Origin of the sequence: Enterobacter sp. MEB024, from assembly GCF_030209635.1 — a bacterium.
GTDB lineage: Bacteria > Pseudomonadota > Gammaproteobacteria > Enterobacterales > Enterobacteriaceae > Enterobacter > Enterobacter ludwigii.
Window position 1 is genome coordinate 745,168 of record NZ_JARVRQ010000002.1, and the last position, 19,963, is coordinate 765,130.

At 50.7% G+C, this 19,963-nt stretch carries 20 protein-coding genes; 5 read left to right on the plus strand and 15 right to left on the minus strand.

All coding sequences use genetic code 11. From position 1 onward, the window contains the following. Positions 1-64 precede the first annotated feature (64 nt). A complete protein-coding gene (locus QRN24_RS05775; protein ID WP_014170437.1) occupies positions 65-361 on the plus strand; it encodes a YciI family protein in 297 nt (98 codons plus the stop codon). 35 nt (positions 362-396) lie between these two features. Here QRN24_RS05775 and leuE read toward each other — a convergent pair whose 3' ends face one another. The 4 genes from leuE to QRN24_RS05790 form a co-directional block, all read right to left on the minus strand. Further along, positions 397-1,032 (minus strand): leucine efflux protein LeuE, encoded by a 636-nt coding sequence (leuE, locus tag QRN24_RS05780; RefSeq protein ID WP_063214312.1) that lies wholly within the window; start codon positions 1,030-1,032, stop codon positions 397-399. A 67-nt stretch (positions 1,033-1,099) separates the two neighbouring features. After that, complete coding sequence (locus QRN24_RS05785; protein WP_284942474.1) at positions 1,100-1,510, minus strand: Exc2 family lipoprotein; 411 nt, start codon at positions 1,508-1,510, stop codon at positions 1,100-1,102. 12 nt (positions 1,511-1,522) lie between these two features. Next, positions 1,523-1,651 carry a KPN_01571 family protein gene (locus QRN24_RS22705; protein WP_014170440.1) on the minus strand — a complete coding sequence of 43 codons (129 nt, stop codon included), beginning with the start codon at positions 1,649-1,651 and terminating at the stop codon, positions 1,523-1,525. 116 nt (positions 1,652-1,767) lie between these two features. Further along, positions 1,768-1,941, minus strand: coding sequence for a YciY family protein (locus tag QRN24_RS05790; RefSeq protein WP_086463573.1), 174 nt, complete (start codon positions 1,939-1,941; stop codon positions 1,768-1,770). 144 nt (positions 1,942-2,085) lie between these two features. Here QRN24_RS05790 and cls point away from each other — a divergent pair, with 144 nt between their 5' ends. Together cls and QRN24_RS05800 are read left to right on the plus strand one after the other, a co-directional pair. After that, a complete protein-coding gene (cls, locus tag QRN24_RS05795; protein ID WP_014170441.1) occupies positions 2,086-3,546 on the plus strand; it encodes a cardiolipin synthase in 1,461 nt (486 codons plus the stop codon). A gap of 33 nt (positions 3,547-3,579) precedes the next feature. Further along, the gene (locus QRN24_RS05800; protein WP_006810881.1) at positions 3,580-3,909 is read left to right on the plus strand and encodes an HI1450 family dsDNA-mimic protein; all 330 of its coding nucleotides are present in this window, start codon (positions 3,580-3,582) and stop codon (positions 3,907-3,909) included. A 31-nt stretch (positions 3,910-3,940) separates the two neighbouring features. Here the strand turns inward: QRN24_RS05800 and QRN24_RS05805 are convergent, their stop codons facing one another. The 7 genes from QRN24_RS05805 to QRN24_RS05835 all read right to left on the minus strand — a co-directional run bounded on the left by QRN24_RS05805 (position 3,941) and on the right by QRN24_RS05835 (position 11,829). Continuing rightward, positions 3,941-4,810 carry an ion transporter gene (locus QRN24_RS05805; protein ID WP_050736912.1) on the minus strand — a complete coding sequence of 290 codons (870 nt, stop codon included), beginning with the start codon at positions 4,808-4,810 and terminating at the stop codon, positions 3,941-3,943. A gap of 14 nt (positions 4,811-4,824) precedes the next feature. Continuing rightward, positions 4,825-5,829 (minus strand): murein tripeptide/oligopeptide ABC transporter ATP-binding protein OppF, encoded by a 1,005-nt coding sequence (gene oppF / locus QRN24_RS05810; protein ID WP_014170444.1) that lies wholly within the window; start codon positions 5,827-5,829, stop codon positions 4,825-4,827. Beyond that, positions 5,826-6,839: an ABC transporter ATP-binding protein gene (locus tag QRN24_RS05815; protein ID WP_014170445.1), complete on the minus strand. Its 1,014-nt coding sequence runs from the start codon at positions 6,837-6,839 to the stop codon at positions 5,826-5,828. The genes oppF and QRN24_RS05815 overlap by 4 nt, the downstream gene beginning before the upstream one ends. Before the next feature lie 11 nt (positions 6,840-6,850). Further along, positions 6,851-7,759 (minus strand): oligopeptide ABC transporter permease OppC, encoded by a 909-nt coding sequence (gene oppC / locus QRN24_RS05820; RefSeq protein ID WP_014170446.1) that lies wholly within the window; start codon positions 7,757-7,759, stop codon positions 6,851-6,853. Positions 7,760-7,773: 14 nt separating this feature from the next. Further along, a complete protein-coding gene (gene oppB / locus QRN24_RS05825; protein ID WP_014170447.1) occupies positions 7,774-8,694 on the minus strand; it encodes an oligopeptide ABC transporter permease OppB in 921 nt (306 codons plus the stop codon). 83 nt (positions 8,695-8,777) lie between these two features. Further along, positions 8,778-10,409 (minus strand): oligopeptide ABC transporter substrate-binding protein OppA, encoded by a 1,632-nt coding sequence (gene oppA, locus QRN24_RS05830; RefSeq protein WP_020882381.1) that lies wholly within the window; start codon positions 10,407-10,409, stop codon positions 8,778-8,780. 772 nt (positions 10,410-11,181) lie between these two features. After that, complete coding sequence (locus tag QRN24_RS05835) at positions 11,182-11,829, minus strand: YchE family NAAT transporter (RefSeq protein WP_014170449.1); 648 nt, start codon at positions 11,827-11,829, stop codon at positions 11,182-11,184. A gap of 479 nt (positions 11,830-12,308) precedes the next feature. Here QRN24_RS05835 and adhE point away from each other — a divergent pair, with 479 nt between their 5' ends. Next, positions 12,309-14,987: a bifunctional acetaldehyde-CoA/alcohol dehydrogenase gene (gene adhE, locus QRN24_RS05840; protein WP_032678337.1), complete on the plus strand. Its 2,679-nt coding sequence runs from the start codon at positions 12,309-12,311 to the stop codon at positions 14,985-14,987. Between the two features lie 65 nt (positions 14,988-15,052). Here adhE and tdk read toward each other — a convergent pair whose 3' ends face one another. Next, entirely contained in the window at positions 15,053-15,667 is a 615-nt protein-coding gene (gene tdk, locus QRN24_RS05845; protein WP_032669745.1) for a thymidine kinase, read from the minus strand. Between the two features lie 549 nt (positions 15,668-16,216). Between tdk and hns the strand changes: the two genes are divergently transcribed. Next, entirely contained in the window at positions 16,217-16,630 is a 414-nt protein-coding gene (gene hns, locus QRN24_RS05850) for a histone-like nucleoid-structuring protein H-NS (protein WP_008502781.1), read from the plus strand. A gap of 200 nt (positions 16,631-16,830) precedes the next feature. Here hns and galU read toward each other — a convergent pair whose 3' ends face one another. From galU to rssA, 3 genes are all read right to left on the minus strand, one after another. Further along, the gene (gene galU, locus QRN24_RS05855; RefSeq protein ID WP_014170452.1) at positions 16,831-17,739 is read right to left on the minus strand and encodes a UTP--glucose-1-phosphate uridylyltransferase GalU; all 909 of its coding nucleotides are present in this window, start codon (positions 17,737-17,739) and stop codon (positions 16,831-16,833) included. Positions 17,740-17,939: 200 nt separating this feature from the next. Next, on the minus strand, positions 17,940-18,953 hold the full coding sequence (rssB, locus tag QRN24_RS05860) for a two-component system response regulator RssB (RefSeq protein ID WP_014170453.1): 1,014 nt from the start codon (positions 18,951-18,953) through the stop codon (positions 17,940-17,942). 91 nt (positions 18,954-19,044) lie between these two features. Next, on the minus strand, positions 19,045-19,947 hold the full coding sequence (rssA, locus tag QRN24_RS05865) for a patatin-like phospholipase RssA (protein ID WP_032669742.1): 903 nt from the start codon (positions 19,945-19,947) through the stop codon (positions 19,045-19,047). Positions 19,948-19,963: the final 16 nt, after the last annotated feature.

Sequence of the window (19,963 nt, forward strand, 5' to 3'; positions counted from 1 at the left end):
CATTGCAGTCAGTTGCCCTTTCACATAACGTTACTGACACTTTTAATGGTTAAGGAGCTTCACCGTGCTTTACGTGATTTACTCTGAAGATGTCGCTGATTCCCTCGAAAAACGCCAGTCCGTTCGCCCTGCCCATCTGGCGCGTTTACAACTGCTCCAGGATGAAGGTCGATTACTGACCGCGGGTCCAATGCCTGCGGTAGACAGCAATGACCCTGGCGCTGCCGGTTTCGCGGGCTCCACGGTGATCGCCGAGTTTGAATCCCTGGAAGCGGCTCAGGCCTGGGCTGATGCAGACCCGTACGTTGCCGCAGGTGTCTATGCGAAGGTGACGGTTCGCCCGTACAAGAAAGTGTTTTGATGCAAAAGTGGCTCCGAAAGGAGCCACTCATCTCTTCAGTGCAGTGACGCTAAGCGCGCCGCAAATCCGACAAACAGCAGCCCAATCAGCCCGTTCCCCAGCTTTGCCAGTTTCTTTTTGGTTTTCAGATAACGCGTGACAAACGCACCAGAGAAGATCAGGAAGCTCATATACATAAAGCTAATCAGCTCCAGCGTGGTCGCGAGGATCAGGAAAGACGTGCCCGTGTTTTTCGCATTCACATCGATGAACTGCACAAAGAACGAGACATAGAACAAAATAGCCTTTGGATTCGTCAGGCTCAGCACCAGCGAGCGTTTCATGATCATGCTCGCAGGCTCGGTTCCGCTCTCATGGGTATTCTTCTGACGGGTGATGACTGACCAGAGCATTTTGCCGCCGAGCCACAGGAGATAGAAAGCACCGAGGTAGCGCACAATATTAAACAGAACCGGGGTCGCCTGGATTAATGCTGCGACGCCCGCCCAGGCCAGAAACATCAGCACTGCATCGCCGATAAACACGCCAGTGGCGGCGAGATACCCTTTTTTTACACCGTGCCCAATACCGGTTTTCAGTACAAACAATGTGTTCGGTCCAGGCACCAGCACGATAAAAAATGCCCCTACAACATAGGTCCAGAAATTAAGTACACCAAACTCCGCAAACACCTCTCCCTCCTTTTGCTAAAAAACGACGCGAATATCGCTGCAAATACGATATCCTCAAAATCAGACGCTATTGTACGCCGTTATAGCCATCAAGATAAGTCGCAGACAGTTCGTTACCAAATAAAACGGCGTCCTTCTCTTCCATTTGAGACGTCCATTTATCCGCGGTATTACCGTCGAAAGCATGCTCCGTTTTCGCCTGATTCTTCAGTTGATCGCGAATGCTTTGCGCGTACTGGTTTGCCTCAGACTGTGCGCGTCCTGCAGCGCGATCGGTTTTCCCCTGCTCATACAGCTCACGGAACTGAGGGACATTCAGACGATAATTTTGCGATACACTTGACGTAAAATTGCCGCCAGTAAAATTGGTTTTATGCGACACGAAATAATAAGCATGCCTTTCCGGTGACGTTTTACTGCTGGCACAACCGCTCAACACGGCAATCCCAAGAAGGGCTGCAACCACTTTTCCGTTCATCTCTTTTCCTTTTTAGTTTATCCAGTGCGATATCCCGCTGAGCAGTAAATTAATCAACGCGGATAATGACGATAATCCTGCGTTTTCCCTGATCGCATCCAGCGCAAGCAGCACAATAAATACCCAGAGATAAGGATTCATCTTTGAAATGCATAAGATTAAGAGGGCGGAGTATATCGCGGAATGAATCGGGGGAGAGACTGCGAAAAATGATAGCCTGAAAATCAGTGGGCACCTTAACGGTGCCCTGATGGTTCTCAGATAACCTGTGTAGCGAACAGCAACGCGTTACGGTGTCTGGTCATTCCACATTTTCTGATGGCGTGTATACGCATATTGCGGCGGGATTGTGCTTCCAGCCAACGAGCCTTGCGACGACTCACCTGTCGCAACATGCGCCAGCGCCCTACTTCTGTTCTACTGCGCTTCATGTTTACAACTCTTTCTCTAACAGAAACCCCATTATAAACCCAACCCCGCAGCAAACCAGCGCTTTTAACTGGCGTTTTTATTTGCCAGATGATTCCTGATGCGTACACTCATAACAATACGCTTTCAAAAGGATTTTTTTACCTATGACAACCTTCTACACCGTGGTGAGTTGGCTGGTCATTCTGGGATACTGGCTGTTAATCGCGGGTGTGACTTTGCGCATCCTGATGAAGCGCAGAGCCGTACCCTCTGCCATGGCCTGGCTGCTGATAATCTACATCCTGCCGCTGGTGGGGATTATTGCCTATCTCTCTTTCGGTGAGCTTCATCTGGGTAAACGCCGTGCCGAGCGTGCCCGCGCCATGTGGCCTTCAACCGCCAAATGGCTCAACGATCTCAAAGCCTGCAAACATATCTTTGCCGAGGAGAACAGCAGTGTTGCCTCCTCGCTGTTTAAGCTGTGCGAACTCCGTCAGGGTATTGGCGGCGTTAAGGGCAACCAGCTCCAGTTGCTGACCTCCTCGGATGACGTCATGCAGGCCCTCATCCGCGATATTCAACTGGCTCGCCATAATATCGAGATGGTGTTCTATATCTGGCAGCCTGGCGGCATGGCCGATCAGGTTGCTGAATCGCTGATGGCCGCTGCGCGTCGGGGCATTCATTGCCGCCTGTTGCTGGACTCCGCTGGCAGCGTCGCCTTCTTCCGTAGCCCCTGGGCGGGCATGATGCGTAATGCCGGTATTGAAGTGGTTGAGGCGCTGAAGGTCAATCTCTTGCGTGTGTTTCTGCGCCGGATGGACCTTCGCCAGCACCGTAAAATGATCATGATCGACAACTATATTGCCTATACCGGCAGCATGAACATGGTTGACCCGCGGTTCTTCAAGCAGGACTCGGGTGTCGGGCAATGGGTAGACCTGATGGCGAGAATGGAGGGACCCATTGCCACCTCGATGGGTATCGTTTATTCCTGCGACTGGGAGATAGAAACCGGGAAACGTATCCTGCCGCCACCACCGGATGGCAATATCATGCCATTTGAAGAGGCCAGCGGGCACACCATCCATACTATCGCTTCCGGACCGGGCTTCCCGGAGGACTTGATCCATCAGGCGTTGCTGACGGCCACTTACGCAGCGCGTGAATATTTGATCATGACCACCCCCTACTTTGTTCCCAGCGATGACCTGCTGCACGCCATCTGTACCGCGGCACAGCGCGGTGTCGATGTGAGTATCATCTTGCCACGCAAAAATGACTCGCTTCTGGTGGGCTGGGCCAGCCGGGCATTCTTCAGTGAACTGCTGGCTGCGGGGGTGAAAATCTACCAGTTTGAAGGCGGATTACTCCATACCAAGAGCGTGCTTGTCGACGGCGAGTTAAGTCTGGTGGGTACGGTTAACCTGGATATGCGCAGTCTGTGGCTGAACTTTGAAATCACACTGGTGATCGATGATGCCGGCTTTGGCGGCGATCTGGCCGCGGTCCAGGATGATTATATCTCCCGCTCGCGACTGCTGGATGCCAGACTGTGGGTTAAACGCCCGCTATGGCAGAGAATTACCGAACGACTGTTTTACTTCTTTAGTCCGTTGCTGTAAAACGTGCCCAACGATGTTAAACAGGTAGTCATCATGGAAATGGATCTGAACAATCGCCTGACCGAAGACGAAACGCTCGAACAGGCCTATGACATTTTTCTCGAACTGGCGGTTGATAACCTCGATCCCGCAGACGTGATCCTCTTTAATCTCCAGTTTGAAGAGCGCGGGGGCGCCGAGTTGTTCGACCCTTCTGAAGACTGGGCTGAACATGTGGATTTCGACCTCAATCCTGACTTCTTTGCCGAAGTGGTGATTGGTCTGGCCGATGAAGATGGCGGTGAAATTAACGACATCTTCGCCCGCGTCCTGCTGTGTCGCGAGAAAGACCACAAGCTGTGTCATATTCTCTGGCGCGAATAATAAAAAAGGCTGCGATTGCAGCCTTTTTTATTTAATCCGGTAACTCACTTCCGCACTGATTACAAAACCGCGCGCTGTGTTCATGTTCACCCTGGTGACATTTCGGGCATTTTCGTTGCGCCTTACGGTTCTGAAAGGCGCTGCTCATGTGCGTAGTAATGAGCCCTGTCGGGACCGCAATCACCGAATAACCAATCAGAATCAGTACCGAGGCGACAATCCGTCCCAGCGGAGTGTGAGGGGCTATATCACCATAGCCAACGGTTGTGACGGTCACAATCGCCCAATAAACAGAAGCATTCAGCGTTGAGAAGCCATTCTTCGGCCCTTCTATCAAATACATCAGCGCGCCGAATATCACCATGACGATGGCAATAAATGAATAAAACAGGATCAGCTGATGCCGCGCGCTGACGATGGCACTCCAAAATATCCGCAATGACGGCATAAACCGCAGCAGTTTAAGAATGCGTAACACCCGAATAACGCGCATCGCTCGCCAGGCAAAAACATAGCTCAGACCGATTTCCGGCCATAGCCACATGACATAGAGCGGCAGGATCGTGGCTAAATCAATAAATCCCCAGAAGCTGAAGACATATTTGGCCGGGTCAGGCCAACAGAATACCCGCAGGAAATATTCAGCGGTAAAGACCAGCGTAATGACCAGCTCCAGCCAGACAAAGAGATGCCATTCTTCCAGCGTCAGGTGATACTGCGTTCCGACGCCCGATTCGATAAAAATGATCACCACACTGAGCAGCGCAAACAGGGCGCAGAGGGCTTCAAAACGCCTTCCGGTTACCGTTTCAGGATCGAATAAAAGATGATAGAGCCGCCGACGGGCTGAGGTGAATAATCGCGACACATTAACCTCGCAAATAATAAGGGCTGACATCATGTCAGCCCTTGCGATTATAACGGGTCTACTTTCAGGCAGGAAACCGCATGTCGGAAACTGCCCTCCAGAACCGGACGTGTTTTTGCACATTCCGGCCCGGCCATCGGGCATCGCGTACGGAATACACAACCGGACGGCGGGTTAATCGGGGACGGTAATTCACCTTCCAGAAGCTGGATGGTTTTATTTTTTTCCAGATCCGGATCGGGAATCGGTACCGCAGACATCAGTGCCCGGGTATAGGGGTGCAGTGGGTTATGGTACACCTCATCGTAAGTCCCTAATTCCACCGCATGGCCCAGATACATCACCAGTACGCGGTCAGAAATGTGTTTCACCACCGCGAGGTCATGCGCAATGAAGATCAGCGACAGCCCCATTTCACGCTGCAGTTTCTGCAGCAGGTTAACCACCTGCGCCTGAATAGAGACGTCCAGCGCCGAGACGGGCTCGTCACAGATAATCAGCTTCGGCTCAAGGATCAGTGCGCGGGCGATACCGATACGCTGGCACTGACCACCGGAGAATTCGTGCGGGTAACGGTTGACGAGGTTAGGCAACAAGCCCACTTTCATCATCATTGCCTTCACACGGTCGCGTACTTCCTGACGCGGCATCTTCGGATGATAGGTCCGCAGTGGCTCAGCAATGATCTCCCCGATGGTCATACGCGGGTTCAATGAGGCCAGCGGATCCTGGAAAATCATCTGGATGTCGCTACGCACATCGCGCCACTCGTCTGGCTTCATGCCCAGCAGATCTTTACCCAGCCAGGCAACTTTGCCGTCGGTGGCTTTCACGAGGCCTATGATGGCACGCGCAAATGTGGATTTACCGCAACCGGACTCACCCACCACCCCCAGAGTTTCCCCTTCATACAGACGAAGCGTTACGCCATCGACCGCTTTCAGGGTTTTCGGCGGCTGCCAGAACCACTGTTTTCCGTCTTTAATGTCGAAATGCACCTTAAGGTCAGCAATTTCGAGCAGGACATTTCTTTTTTCATCTAATGCGTTCATACCAGATCCTCCTGCGGCTTAAAGCAGGCGCGCAGACGGCCTGGTGCAAACTCTTCCAGCGGCGGCGCGGTATTGCAGATTTCCATCGCGTGCGGGCAGCGTGGCTGGAACGGACAGCCTTTCGGCAGGCGCAGCAGGTTTGGCGGGTTGCCAGGAATGGTCAGCAGGGATTCCCCTTCTGCATCGAGGCGCGGCACCGCATTCAGCAGACCAATGGAGTAAGGGTGTGCAGGCTGGTAGAACACGTCGCGCGCCTTACCATATTCCATGGTGCGGCCTGCATACATCACCAGTACCTTGTCACAGATACCGGCCACTACGCCCAGATCGTGAGTGATCATGATAATCGCGGTGTTGAACTCACGCTTAAGCTCGTTCAGCAGCGTCATGATCTGTGCCTGGACGGTCACATCAAGCGCGGTGGTCGGTTCATCGGCAATCAGCAGTTTTGGCCGGCACATTAGCGCCATCGCAATCATGACACGCTGACGCATACCGCCGGAGAACTCATGCGGGAACATGCGCATACGCTTGCGCGCTTCCGGCATTTTCACCGCGTCGAGCATTTTGACGGACTCCTCAAAGGCTTCCGCTTTGCCCAAGCCTTTGTGCAGCATCAGCACTTCCATCAGCTGCTCGCCGACACGCATATACGGGTTCAGCGAGGTCATCGGGTCCTGGAATATCATCGAAATCTGCTCAGCGCGCAGCTTGTTCAGCTCGTATTCCGGCAGGTTGAGGATCTCACGCCCGTTGAATTTGGCGGAACCGCCAATGACACCGTTAGACGCCAGCAGCCCCATCAACGCAAAGGCAGTTTGGGATTTACCGGAACCCGACTCGCCCACGATCCCCAGCGTTTCACCCGCACGCAGGTTGAAGTTGAGATCGTTCACGGCGGTCACATCGCCATCCGGCGTTTTAAAGGTCACGCGGAGGTCTTTTACGTCCAGCAGAAGGTTACCCTGCTGTTGCGCCTGTGGCGCAGTGGCCGTTTCAATAATCGTCATGACGGCGCTCCTTAACGGTCTTTCGGGTCGAGGGCATCACGCAGGCCATCGCCGATAAAGTTGAAACAAAACAGGGTGACGACCAGGAAGCCCGCCGGGTACAGAAGCAACCACGGTGAGACTTCCATTGAGTTTGCACCATCACTCAGAAGCGCGCCCCAGCTGCTCAGTGGCTCTTGTGTACCCAGACCCAGGAAGCTCAGGAAAGATTCAAACAGGATCATGCTTGGTACCAGCAGCGAGGCATATACCACCACCACGCCGAGCACGTTAGGAACGATATGGCGAACCACAATATTACCGGTGGAGACACCGCCCACCTGCGCCGCTTCGATAAACTCTTTACGCTTAAGACTCAGCGTCTGACCACGAACGATTCGCGCCATATCCAGCCAGGACACCATCCCGATTGCCACGAAGATCAACAGGATATTCTGGCCAAAGAAGGTCACCAGCAGGATAACGAAGAACATGAACGGGAAGGAGTTTAAGATTTCCAGCATACGCATCATGACGGAGTCCACTTTACCGCCAAGATAGCCTGATAGTGAGCCGTAAAGCGTACCCACGATCACCGCCACCAGGGCGGCAGCAATACCGACCATCAGCGAAATGCGGCCACCGATAGCGACACGCACCAGCAGGTCGCGCCCTGAGGAATCCGTACCAAAATAGTGCCCGGACGTCATATCGGGTGCGCTGGACATCATGCCCCAGTCGGTGTCGAAATAGGTAAATTGCGACAGAATCGGCGCCAGGGTGACAAACAGCGCGATGAGCACCAGAACAACCAGACTGGCGACCGCGGCGCGGTTATGCATAAAGCGACGACGGGCGTCTTGCCAGAGGCTACGACCTTCTACTTCCAGTTTTTCACTGAAGTTTTCCAGCGCCTCGCTGTTTTTCTTACTCAACATCATGGCGTGCTCCAGTATCAGTAACGGATTTTCGGGTCGATAACGGCATACAGCACATCGACGATAGCGTTAAACAAAATGGTCAGTGCGCCGACGAGGATTGTCAGGCTCAGTACCAGTGAATAGTCGCGGTTCAGCGCGCCATTAACGAACAGCTGACCAATGCCCGGCAGACCGTAGATGGTTTCGATAACCATTGAGCCGGTGATGATCCCAACGAATGCCGGCCCCAGGTAGGAGAGCACGGGCAGGAGCGCAGGCTTGAGTGCATGGCGGAATATAATCCGGCGCATCGGCAGCCCTTTCGCACGCGCGGTACGGATGAAGTTCGAGTGCAGGACTTCAATCATGGAACCGCGGGTGATACGCGCGATACTGGCGATATAAGCCAGGGAGAGAGCCACCATTGGCAAAATCATGAACTTCAGTGCCCCGCCATTCCAGCCGCCCCCGGGCAGCCATTTCAGCGTAATGGCAAATATCATCACCAGTAATGGCGCGACAACGAAGCTGGGTATAACCACCCCGGTCATCGCCACCCCCATTACGGTATAATCCCATTTGGTATTTTGTTTGAGCGCGGCAATAACGCCCGCGGTGACGCCGAGAACGACGGCAAGGATGAATGCCGCAGCACCCAGTTTCGCCGATACAGGGAAGCTGGACGCCACCAGGTCGTTAACGGAATAGTCTTTGTATTTGAATGACGGCCCAAAATCACCGTGCGCCAGTTGCTTCAGATAGTTGAAGTACTGCGTGGAGATAGGATCGTTTAAGTGATACTTCGCTTCGATATTGGCCATCACTTCCGGTGGCAGCGTACGTTCACCGGTAAACGGACTTCCCGGCGCGAGACGCATCATAAAGAAGGAAATCGTAATTAGAATAAATAACGTTGGTATCGCTTCTAAGCAGCGACGCAGGATAAATTTCAACATTGCCCGTACCTTCTGGCGTGTGCCTGATGAATGTTACAAAGTAGACACAGTGGGGCAAGCCAGGCCTGCCCCACGTATTGCCATTAATGCTTGATAATATAAAGATTCTTAACGGAAATATTATCCAACGGGTCTTTACCGGTATAACCCCCTACCCACGGTTTCACCAGGCGGGCGTTAACGTAGTAATAGACCGGTACAATTGCAGAGTCTTTATCGAGCTGCTCTTCTGATTTCGCGTACAGATCAGCGCGCTGCGCATCGTCTGTGACTTTCAGCGTATCAGTAATGATCTTATCGAATGCCGGGCTCTTATAGTGCGCGGTGTTATTCGAACTGTCACTCAGCATGGTGTTCAGGAAGGATGTTGGTTCGTTATAGTCCGCACACCAGCCGGCACGCGCCACGTCGAACGTCCCCTGATGGCGGGTATCCAGGAAGGTTTTCCACTCCTGGTTTTCCAGCTTCACGTTCACGCCCAGGTTTTTCTTCCAGATAGACGCGACGGCGATAGCCAGTTTTTTATGCAGGTCAGACGTGTTGTACAGCAGGTTAAACGTCAGCGGCTTGTCAGCAGTATAACCGGCTTCAGCCAGCAGTTTTTTCGCTTCTTCGTTACGTTTTTCCTGTGACCACTTGAACCACTCAGGCTCAACCAGTTTCATACCGTCGGTATAAGGAGGGGTATAGCTGTATGCCGGCAGGTCGCCCTGGTTTTTCACTTTGTTCACGATAATATCGCGATCCAGTGCCAGCTTCAGCGCTGTACGCACGCGCACATCAGTGAATGGTGCTTTCTGGTTGTTGATTTCGTAGTAGTAAGTGCAGAGATACGGATCAACATGCACTTCTTTCGGGATCTCTTTTTTCAGCTTCTGGAACAGTTCAATCGGCATGTTGTTATAGGTCATGTCGATTTCGCCGCTGCGGTAACGGTTAACGTCAGTAACTTCAGAAGAGATTGGCAGGTAGGTTACCTGATTAATGACGGTTTTCGCGTTATCCCAGTACTGCGGGTTACGCTCCAGAACCATACGTTCGTTGACCACCCAGTCTTTCAGTTTATAAGCACCGTTGGTCACGATATTGGCAGGCTGGGTCCATTTTTCACCAAATTTTTCCACCGCGGATTTTGGTACCGGGGAAACGGACGGGTGAACCAGTAATTTGTAGAAGTACGGAACAGGCTCGCTCAACGTCACTTCAAAGGTATTGGCATCAATCGCTTTCACACCCAGGTCGGTGACCGGTTTTTTACCGGCGATGATGTCATCAATATTGGCGATGTGGCCATATTGCAGGTAGCTCGCATACGGAGAGGCGGTGGTTGGATTCGCCAGACGCTGCCAGCTATATACGAAATCTTCGGCGGTAACCGGCGTACCGTCGGACCATTTCGCATCTTTACGCAGATGGAAGGTCCAGACTTTGAAATCTTTATTTTCCCATTTTTCCGCCACACCCGGTGCCGGGTGGCCGTCTACGTCGGTCACCAGCAAGCCTTCGAACAGGTCGCGGTTGACGTTAGACTCCGGAACACCTTCAATTTTGTGCGGGTCAAGAGACTGAACTTCCGCACCGTTGTTACGAACCAGCGTCTGTTTCTCAGCCAGTTGAACGCCTGCAGGAACGTCCGCAGCCATTGCAGCGTTGCCCGCGATTAGCGCAGTTAAAATCCCCGCCGCTACCAGATTTTTTTTTGTGATGATGGACATTGTGTTGGTACTCCACTCATTATAATTACTGGCCTTCGCCAGCTGTGTAATCCCCTGTTGGGGCCTGTACAGCGCAGGAGTTTTTTTTGCTGCTGTCAGGTTCTTCTTTTTACTTCTTGCTATCACCGACTTTTTTATTACTGACCGCTCGTATGGCCGTCTTGCGTCGATTCTTCACAGGTCTCCCCTGTCTGAGGCCTGCGCTGGATATCTGAGAAGAGGACTATATGAAAATAATTCTCATCTGCTTGTTTTATGCTGCAAAATATTAGGCCGGAAAGTATCAAATGGCGTAAACGCTCGCCAATACATTTTGCAAATTTGTTAAGCAATTCTCTTTTACGGTGAGTACCGTATCTCGGGGGGCAGCCCTGCCTGACATCAAATACCGAATAAAAACATTGGTATTCAATATGATAGAGAAAACATTCTCTACAAGCGCGTCGCTGCGCTATCATCGAGTGGTTTTGTACAAAAATTTAACAACTGATTATTATTTAGCACATTCCTCTAGGGGAACGTTGAAATTACTAATATCATTTCGGTTATGACTCAGCAAGCCCCAGAGTATCATGTGAGTAAAATAACAGATCGATTGAAGGTTTTATGCGCAGAGAGGCACGAGGAAAATTGATAACTTATTGAAATATAAGAAAAGCGGATTATTAGTAGAATTTATTATGATATGTGAGCATTTCAACTTTAGTTATAGGATTTGCTGATAATCACGTAAAAAAACGGAGCCTCAGGCCCCGTTCTTTCATTTGAAATATTAGTGCAGTAAGCCGGGGAAAATGCTTTTAATACCGGTGACAATAAATTCGATGCCTAACGCCATCAACAACAGCCCCATGATACGCGTAATAACGTTGATGCCCGTTTGCCCCAGCCAGCGCACCAGCCAGGGTGCCATGCGGAAAACACCCCAACAACACAGTGCGAAGATAGCGATGGCGACAGAAAAGCCAATCAGGTGCATCAGGCTATGGTAACGTGTCCCCCAGACAATGGTGGAACTGATCGCACCAGGCCCTGCCATTAAAGGCAACGCAAGCGGGACCACGCCGATACTTTCGCGAATGGCGGTTTCTGATTTCTCCTGTTTGTTCTGCTTATCCTCACCCAGCTTACCGCTGATCATCGACATGGCAATGGTCACCACCAGGATGCCACCCGCGATGCGGAAAGAATCAATTGAAATGCCGAACAGCTGGAGAATGGCATCACCCAGGAAAAGCGAGGTGAGCAAGATAATGGCCACTGACAGGTTAGCGGTGAGGTTGGTTTTGTTCCTGGCCGCCGCCGTCTGGTAACTGGTCATACTAATGAAGACAGGGATGATCCCTACCGGGTTGACCAGGGCAAACAGACCAATAAAAAATTTAAAATACGTTGGAAAATCAAAGAGCGTTTGGATCACGTTTTGCTCCGCTTATGCACATGCCCGGGACTGACACTTTGTCATGAAAAATCGCGCTGAAGATACGCTTTTTATGAGCATACTTCACCAGAAATCTGTGCCTAAACGTTATCCTTTCAGGATGTTAAACAGATGTAGAATCAGTGATAGCATCACTTCCAATAGTTACTTAATTATTTAACACTGGAAATATCTACAATAAATAACCCTGCTGAAAGGTATCAGCTTGGGGAAAAATTGACGCAGATCATGATTTTCGTACTCAGAAGTGAGTAATCTTGATTACGCCCCCCAGGAAGGTCACCTGTCACAAAGGGATGATGTTAAGGTAAGGCTCTTTTAGTAAGTTAGCGCGCCAGAGCATAAAGTAACTCTTTGTTTTACTTTATCTAACGCAAGTCGTAGTGGCTCTGTCTATACTGTCAGACGTATCGAGCGCTGGTTTACTAAAAGAGTTTAAACATTATCAGGAGAGCATTATGGCTGTTACTAATATCGCTGAACTGAACGCACTCGTCGAGCGCGTGAAAAAAGCCCAGCGTGAATACGCCAATTTCACCCAAGAACAGGTTGATAAAATCTTCCGCGCGGCCGCTCTGGCTGCTGCAGATGCTCGAATCCCTCTCGCTAAAATGGCCGTTGCTGAATCCGGCATGGGTATCGTTGAAGATAAAGTGATCAAAAACCACTTTGCTTCAGAGTATATCTATAACGCCTATAAAGATGAGAAGACTTGCGGCGTCCTGGCTGAAGATCATACCTTCGGTACCATCACCATTGCTGAACCTATCGGTATTATTTGCGGTATCGTTCCAACGACTAACCCAACGTCTACTGCCATCTTCAAATCGCTGATCAGTCTGAAGACCCGTAACGCAATCATCTTCTCCCCTCACCCACGTGCTAAAGATGCCACCAACAAAGCAGCGGATATCGTGCTGCAGGCTGCTATCGCTGCGGGTGCGCCAAAAGATCTGATCGGCTGGATCGACCAACCGTCTGTTGAACTGTCTAACGCCCTGATGCACCACCCGGACATTAACCTGATCCTGGCAACCGGTGGTCCTGGCATGGTTAAAGCAGCATACAGCTCCGGTAAACCGGCTATCGGTGTAGGTGCGGGTAACACGCCTGTTGTTATCGACGAAACGGCCGATATTAAACGTGCTGTTGCATCTGTACTGATGTCTAAAACCTTCGACAACGGTGTTATCTGTGCGTCTGAACAGTCCGTTGTTGTTGTAGATTCCGTCTATGATGCGGTTCGCGAACGTTTCGCCAGCCACGGCGGCTACATGCTGCAGGGCAAAGAGCTGAAAGCCGTTCAGGATATCATTCTGAAAAACGGCGCGCTGAACGCCGCCATCGTTGGTCAGCCAGCCTATAAAATCGCTGAACTCGCCGGCTTTACCGTTCCGGCAACCACCAAGATTCTGATCGGCGAAGTTAAAGTTGTCGACGAAAGCGAACCGTTCGCTCACGAAAAACTCTCGCCTACGCTTGCTATGTACCGTGCGAAAGATTTCGAAGACGCGGTAGTAAAAGCGGAGAAACTGGTTGCAATGGGGGGTATCGGTCATACCTCTTGCCTGTACACCGACCAGGATAACCAGCCAGAGCGCGTTGCTCACTTCGGTCAGATGATGAAAACTGCGCGCATCCTGATTAACACCCCGGCTTCTCAGGGTGGTATCGGTGACCTGTACAACTTCAAACTCGCACCTTCCCTGACTCTGGGTTGTGGTTCCTGGGGTGGTAACTCCATCTCTGAAAACGTTGGTCCAAAACACCTGATCAACAAGAAAACCGTTGCTAAGCGAGCTGAAAACATGTTGTGGCACAAACTTCCGAAATCTATCTACTTCCGCCGTGGCTCTCTGCCAATCGCGCTGGATGAAGTGATTACTGATGGCCACAAACGTGCGCTCATCGTGACTGACCGTTTCCTGTTCAACAACGGCTACGCAGACCAGATCACGTCTGTTCTGAAAGCGGCTGGCGTTGAAACTGAAGTGTTCTTTGAAGTTGAAGCTGACCCAACCCTGACCGTAGTACGTAAAGGTGCTGAACTGGCGAACTCCTTCAAACCCGATGTGATCATCGCACTGGGTGGTGGTTCCCCAATGGACGCCGCGAAAATCATGTGGGTTATGTACGAGCACCCAGAAACACACTTCGAAGAACTGGCGCTGCGCTTTATGGACATCCGTAAACGTATCTACAAGTTCCCGAAAATGGGCGTAAAAGCGAAAATGATCGCCGTTACTACCACTTCCGGTACAGGTTCAGAAGTCACGCCGTTTGCCGTTGTAACCGACGATGCAACCGGTCAGAAATACCCACTGGCTGACTACGCGCTGACGCCAGATATGGCTATCGTTGATGCCAACCTGGTCATGGAAATGCCGAAATCACTCTGTGCGTTCGGTGGTCTGGATGCCGTGACTCACGCCCTGGAAGCTTACGTTTCCGTACTGGCTTCTGAGTTCTCTGACGGCCAGGCTCTGCAGGCTCTGAAACTGCTGAAAGAAAACCTGCCAGCGTCTTATAATGAAGGGTCTAAAAACCCGGTTGCCCGTGAACGTGTTCACAGTGCAGCAACCATCGCCGGTATCGCGTTTGCTAACGCCTTCCTGGGTGTTTGCCACTCAATGGCACACAAACTGGGTTCACAGTTCCACATTCCTCACGGTCTGGCGAACGCCCTGTTGATCAGCAACGTTATCCGTTATAACGCGAACGACAACCCAACCAAGCAGACTGCTTTCAGCCAGTACGACCGTCCACAGGCACGTCGTCGTTACGCTGAAATCGCAGACCACCTGGGTCTGAGCGCACCGGGCGACCGTACTGCGGCGAAGATTGAGAAACTGCTGGCATGGCTGGAAAGTCTTAAAGCTGAGCTGGGTATTCCTAAATCTATCCGTGAAGCGGGCGTTCAGGAAGCTGACTTCCTCGCGCATGTTGATAAGCTGTCTGAAGATGCATTCGATGACCAGTGTACCGGTGCTAACCCGCGCTACCCGCTGATCTCTGAGCTGAAACAGATCCTGCTGGATACCTTCTACGGCCGCGAGTTTAAAGAAAATGACACTGTTGCTGTGAAAGTAGACTCACCTGTCATTAAAGCTGACAAGAAAGCGAAGAAAAACGCGTAACTGACAGCCTGATAAAAAACCCGCCTCTGGCGGGTTTTTTTATGTCTACATTTTACTGTGAAGGATTATTTGCGGTTGTCAGGCTGAAGCGCCGTCAGTGAGCCGACAATCAACGCTTCCTTATAATGCTTACGGCACACTGATACGTAGCGTTCATTGCCACCTATCACTACCTGCTCGCCATCAGCATAGGGTTTTCCGGCCTGGTCGAGGCGAAGCACCATGCTGGCTTTACGGCCGCAAAAACAGATGGTTTTAAGTTCAACGAGTTTATCCGACCACGCAAGTAAATACTGGCTGCCGGCAAATAGCTCACCACGAAAGTCAGTGCGCAACCCATAGCACAGAACGGGAATATCAAGCTCATCGACAACCTCTGAAAGCGCATGAACTTGCTCACGCGTCAGAAACTGGCTTTCATCAACCAGAACACAATGGATGGGCTGTGAAGCATGCGCTGCGCGGATATCCTCCAGCAGGTCGGTTTGCGGGTTAAACAGCCTTGCAGGCGATGAGAGGCCTATTCTGGAACTCACCTTCCCTGCACCAAAGCGGTCGTCAATTTCAGCCGTATAAACAACGGTACGCATCCCACGTTCCTGGTAATTGTATGAGGATTGCAGTAGCGCTGTCGATTTCCCGGCATTCATTGCCGAATAGTAGAAATAAAGTTGTGCCATTGGCCGTAAAACCCTAATCAATGTGTAATATTACCGATGATTCATTGTACCATATTTTGTCTGGTTATCAGCGATACGACGCACAGACTATGCGGTTCAGCGCGAGGTTTACCGCCGGCATTTTGCAAAAATACTGCGTTAAAACATGAAGTAAACGCATCCACCCCAGCCAATATGTTATAGGGCCAGCCAAACATAACACTTCATTTTATAGTGGAATCATCGTTCATTAAAATTCACTATTTATTAACTATTTCTGCCTTAACATACCCGGTGTAAACTAATACAAAAGGCTGATATTTATCCGCCGCAACTATAATTCCTGAGGCAAATGTCACAAAAAAAAGATGCAATCGACTGCGTTAAGCCACTTTACGTGATAACAAGCGAGACTGGCGGGTTATGAAATTTAAGTTAGCGTAATTAATAATAGCGGCAATATTCACTATTTTTTGAATTCCTTACATTCCCAGCTATTGCACAACTGAATTTATCGCTCTATTATTAGGACAACAAACCACCCCCCATTATAAGTTTGAGATTACTACAATGAGCGAAGCACTTAAAATTCTGAACAACATCCGTACTCTTCGTGCGCAGGCAAGAGAATGTACCCTCGAAACGCTTGAAGAAATGCTGGAAAAATTAGAAGTTGTAGTTAATGAACGTCGCGAAGAAGAAAGCGCTGCTGCTGCTGAAATCGAAGAGCGTACTCGTAAACTGCAGCAATATCGTGAAATGCTGATTGCTGATGGTATCGATCCAAATGAATTGCTGAACAGCATGGCTGCAGCTAAAACCGGTACCAAAGCAAAACGCGCTGCTCGTCCTGCTAAATATAGCTATGTTGACGAGAACGGCGAAACTAAAACCTGGACCGGCCAGGGTCGTACTCCTGCTGTTATCAAGAAAGCAATGGACGAGCAAGGTAAACAGCTGGATGACTTCCTGATCAAGGATTAATCATCTCGCTTCCAGAAAAATCCCGCGTAATGCGGGATTTTTTTTACCCGCAATTTACCGCAAACATCCCCTTACACTCTGTCATAAAGCGTTATTTGGCTATTTAGTTTGCCTTACAATCGGACGTGATGACGGCGTGTTATGGGCATAAAAAAACCGGTGGGCAGAGCCTCACCGGTTCAGATCAAATGAAGCCTGAGTTATTTCTTAATACCCGCGCTCTCTTTGAGCCAGGCTTTAAATTCTTCACCGAGCGTATTGTGGCGAATGCCATATTCTACAAACGCCTGCATATAACCGAGCTTATTACCGCAGTCATGGCTCTTACCTTTCATATGGTAAGCTTCAACGGTCTCTTTCTCGATCAGCATATCAATGGCATCGGTAAGCTGGATTTCATCACCCGCTCCTGGAGGCGTTTTCGCCAGCAGAGGCCAGATTTCAGCACTCAGGACATAACGACCTACAACCGCCAGATTAGAAGGCGCTACGTCGGCCTTAGGCTTCTCAACCACGCCAATCATCGGCACGCTCTCACCCGGTTCAAGGTTAACGCCTTTGCAGTCAACAACACCGTATGCGGTAACGTCATCCACAGGTTCAACCATGATCTGGCTGCTGCCTGTTTCATCGAAGCGTTTGATCATCTCAGCCAGATTGTCCTGAGAAAGATCTGATTCATATTCGTCCAGAATAACGTCAGGCAGGATCACCGCAACAGGCTCATCGCCTACTACGGGATGCGCACACATGACTGCGTGGCCAAGACCTTTAGCCAGACCCTGACGCACCTGCATAATGGTGACGTGTGGCGGGCAAATAGACTGAACTTCTTCCAGCAGCTGGCGCTTAACACGTTTTTCCAGCATGGCTTCGAGTTCAAAACTTGTATCGAAATGGTTTTCGATAGAGTTTTTTGATGAATGTGTAACCAGCACAATTTCAGTAATGCCGGCCGCGATACATTCGTTAACGACATACTGAATTAATGGCTTATCAACCAGAGGCAGCATCTCTTTAGGAATCGCCTTAGTTGCTGGTAACATCCTGGTCCCCAATCCCGCTACCGGGATGACGGCCTTTCTGACTTTCGAATTTAGGGCAGCCATTCAAATTCTCCTGAGCTGTTCAAGTTTTGAACTTTTATGCAATAAATAACGCGTTAAGTATATCAGCCTCATCCCGCAGTCCGGGTCTGAAAAGAACGCGTTGCCGATCAATTAGGACAAATACGCATGATTCCGGGCAGCGATAGTAGCACTCCCCATAAATCACAGGTAAAGCAATCTTAAAATTAAGATCCAACTGCTTATTCCGTGGACAACATTAAGCGTAGCCGTCCCCCGGCACCCCAAATTTGGCACTGCCAGGAGGAACAGCGATGGCTAATTTGATTAAGATAAGCCGTACCCAATGTTCCAAGCGGGACACCGTTACTGACCTGAATATGATGTTCCCCGGTATTCAGCGAGGCATTAAGCCCCGCGGAAACGAGGATAAGATTTTTCAAACCGCTGTGGTAATAACCTACCAACAGCGGAAACTGTCCGGGTAAATTGGCCTGACGAAAAAGCTGGTTTACCTGTTTGAGTAAACTGCCTAACTCGGGAAGCCGCTGTCCCTGATGGGAGAGTTGTTCCTGCAGCAACCCGTTAAATAGCGCGCGAAGTAATAACGCGGCTAATACACCATTATCCCCTGCCCGGGTGACATCAAGACAATAAAATGCAAGGTCTGAATCCGATAATGGCGCAATATCGAGCACCAGCCCTGGCTGGTCAGCGGCCACCAGCTGGCGATAATTCACACGACAGTGAGAAATATTTTGTTGCACCGGCGGTTGAAGTTCTTGCAACAGTTTCGCCGCCGCAGGGGGATTACTCACTAAGGCGTCCCAGTCCTGGAAAAGGCGTTCCTCTTCCTCAACCCGGGAATTAAACATATTGGGATAAAGACAGGCTAAGACGGTTTCACGAAGCCGGTTAAGATCTTTAACCGGTTTAAGCAGAATATCCTGAACCCCCAGACGCAAGGCTTTGGCTATATCCGCCATGTTCTCTGTGGCGGAAATCACCAGTATCGGCATCTGGTTGGCTTCATTGCGCAGATGTTCGACCAGCTTCAGTCCATTCATCCGTGGCATCTCAAGGTCACAAATCATCAGATCAGGCGTGATATTGACCATTTTTTCCAGCGCGTCGATGCCATCGTCAGCCAGTGAAGTGTTTGCCCCCAGTGATGATAACCACGAATCCAGTAGCGATCGGAAAACGGGCTCGTCTTCAACAATCAAAATGTGTTTTCCGGCCAATGGCTTCGTCATGGTTCCTCCCCTGGCTGACAGTAACTACATAGTGGCATGCTATCGGCACCGTCGCCTGTCAGATTTTGCTGAAGTAGTCAAAAAAAGGTGCTTAACGTGCTGTTCGCACAAAAGGCAGCAACTCATCTATTTTCTTTTCGACGGCTAACGAGCCCGCTGCGATGGCGGCCTCAGCCCGATGGAAATCAAGGGTAGAAATTTGCGGACAATACGGCTGAAGCAGAATATCCGGCGGGTCGCCAGCCATGCGGTTGCGCTTGAGGCGGTTCTCCAGGACCTGGATTGAGGTCGTCATAATTTCAATCGCCGTGGGTGCAGTTACCGCACGCCGGGCGGCCATCCGCCCGAGACGTCCGCGCAGACGCTCATGCCAGGCCAGTTTTTCGCCCTCGGCATCTTCACTCTGAAGATTGACTGGCATCAGGTCTTGTTGCATCAGATGAGCGTCGTGCTGTAAATCCACAGCAATAACGATATCGGCACCCATAGCGCGGGTCAGGGAAATGGGGACCGGGTTAACAACGCCTCCGTCGACAAGCCAGTAACCGTTGTGTGGAACAGGGGCCATTAAGCCCGGCATGCTGCAGGACGCGCGAACGGCAAGATGGATATCCCCTTCGGTAAGCCAGAGTTCGCGGCCGGTACTGAGGTTCGTCGCAACGGCACCGAAGGGTAACTGACAATGACTGAAGTCATCGAGAGGCATAATCTGACGGAACTGGTTAAAGACCCGTTCACCGCGCAGCAACCCACCGCGCTGCCACGAGAGATCCATCAGGCGCAATACGTCCCAGTAACTGAAGGAGCGTACCCAGGTTTCAAGTTCCGGAAGCTTTCCGCACGCGTATGCGGACCCCACAAGCGATCCGATTGAACACCCTGCAACAATATCAACGTCAATGCCCATCTGCTTTAAGGCATTTATCACGCCGATGTGCGACCATCCCCGGGCTGCACCTGAGCCCAGCGCCAGTCCAATTTTAACCTTTCTCATTAGCCCTGTTTTACGT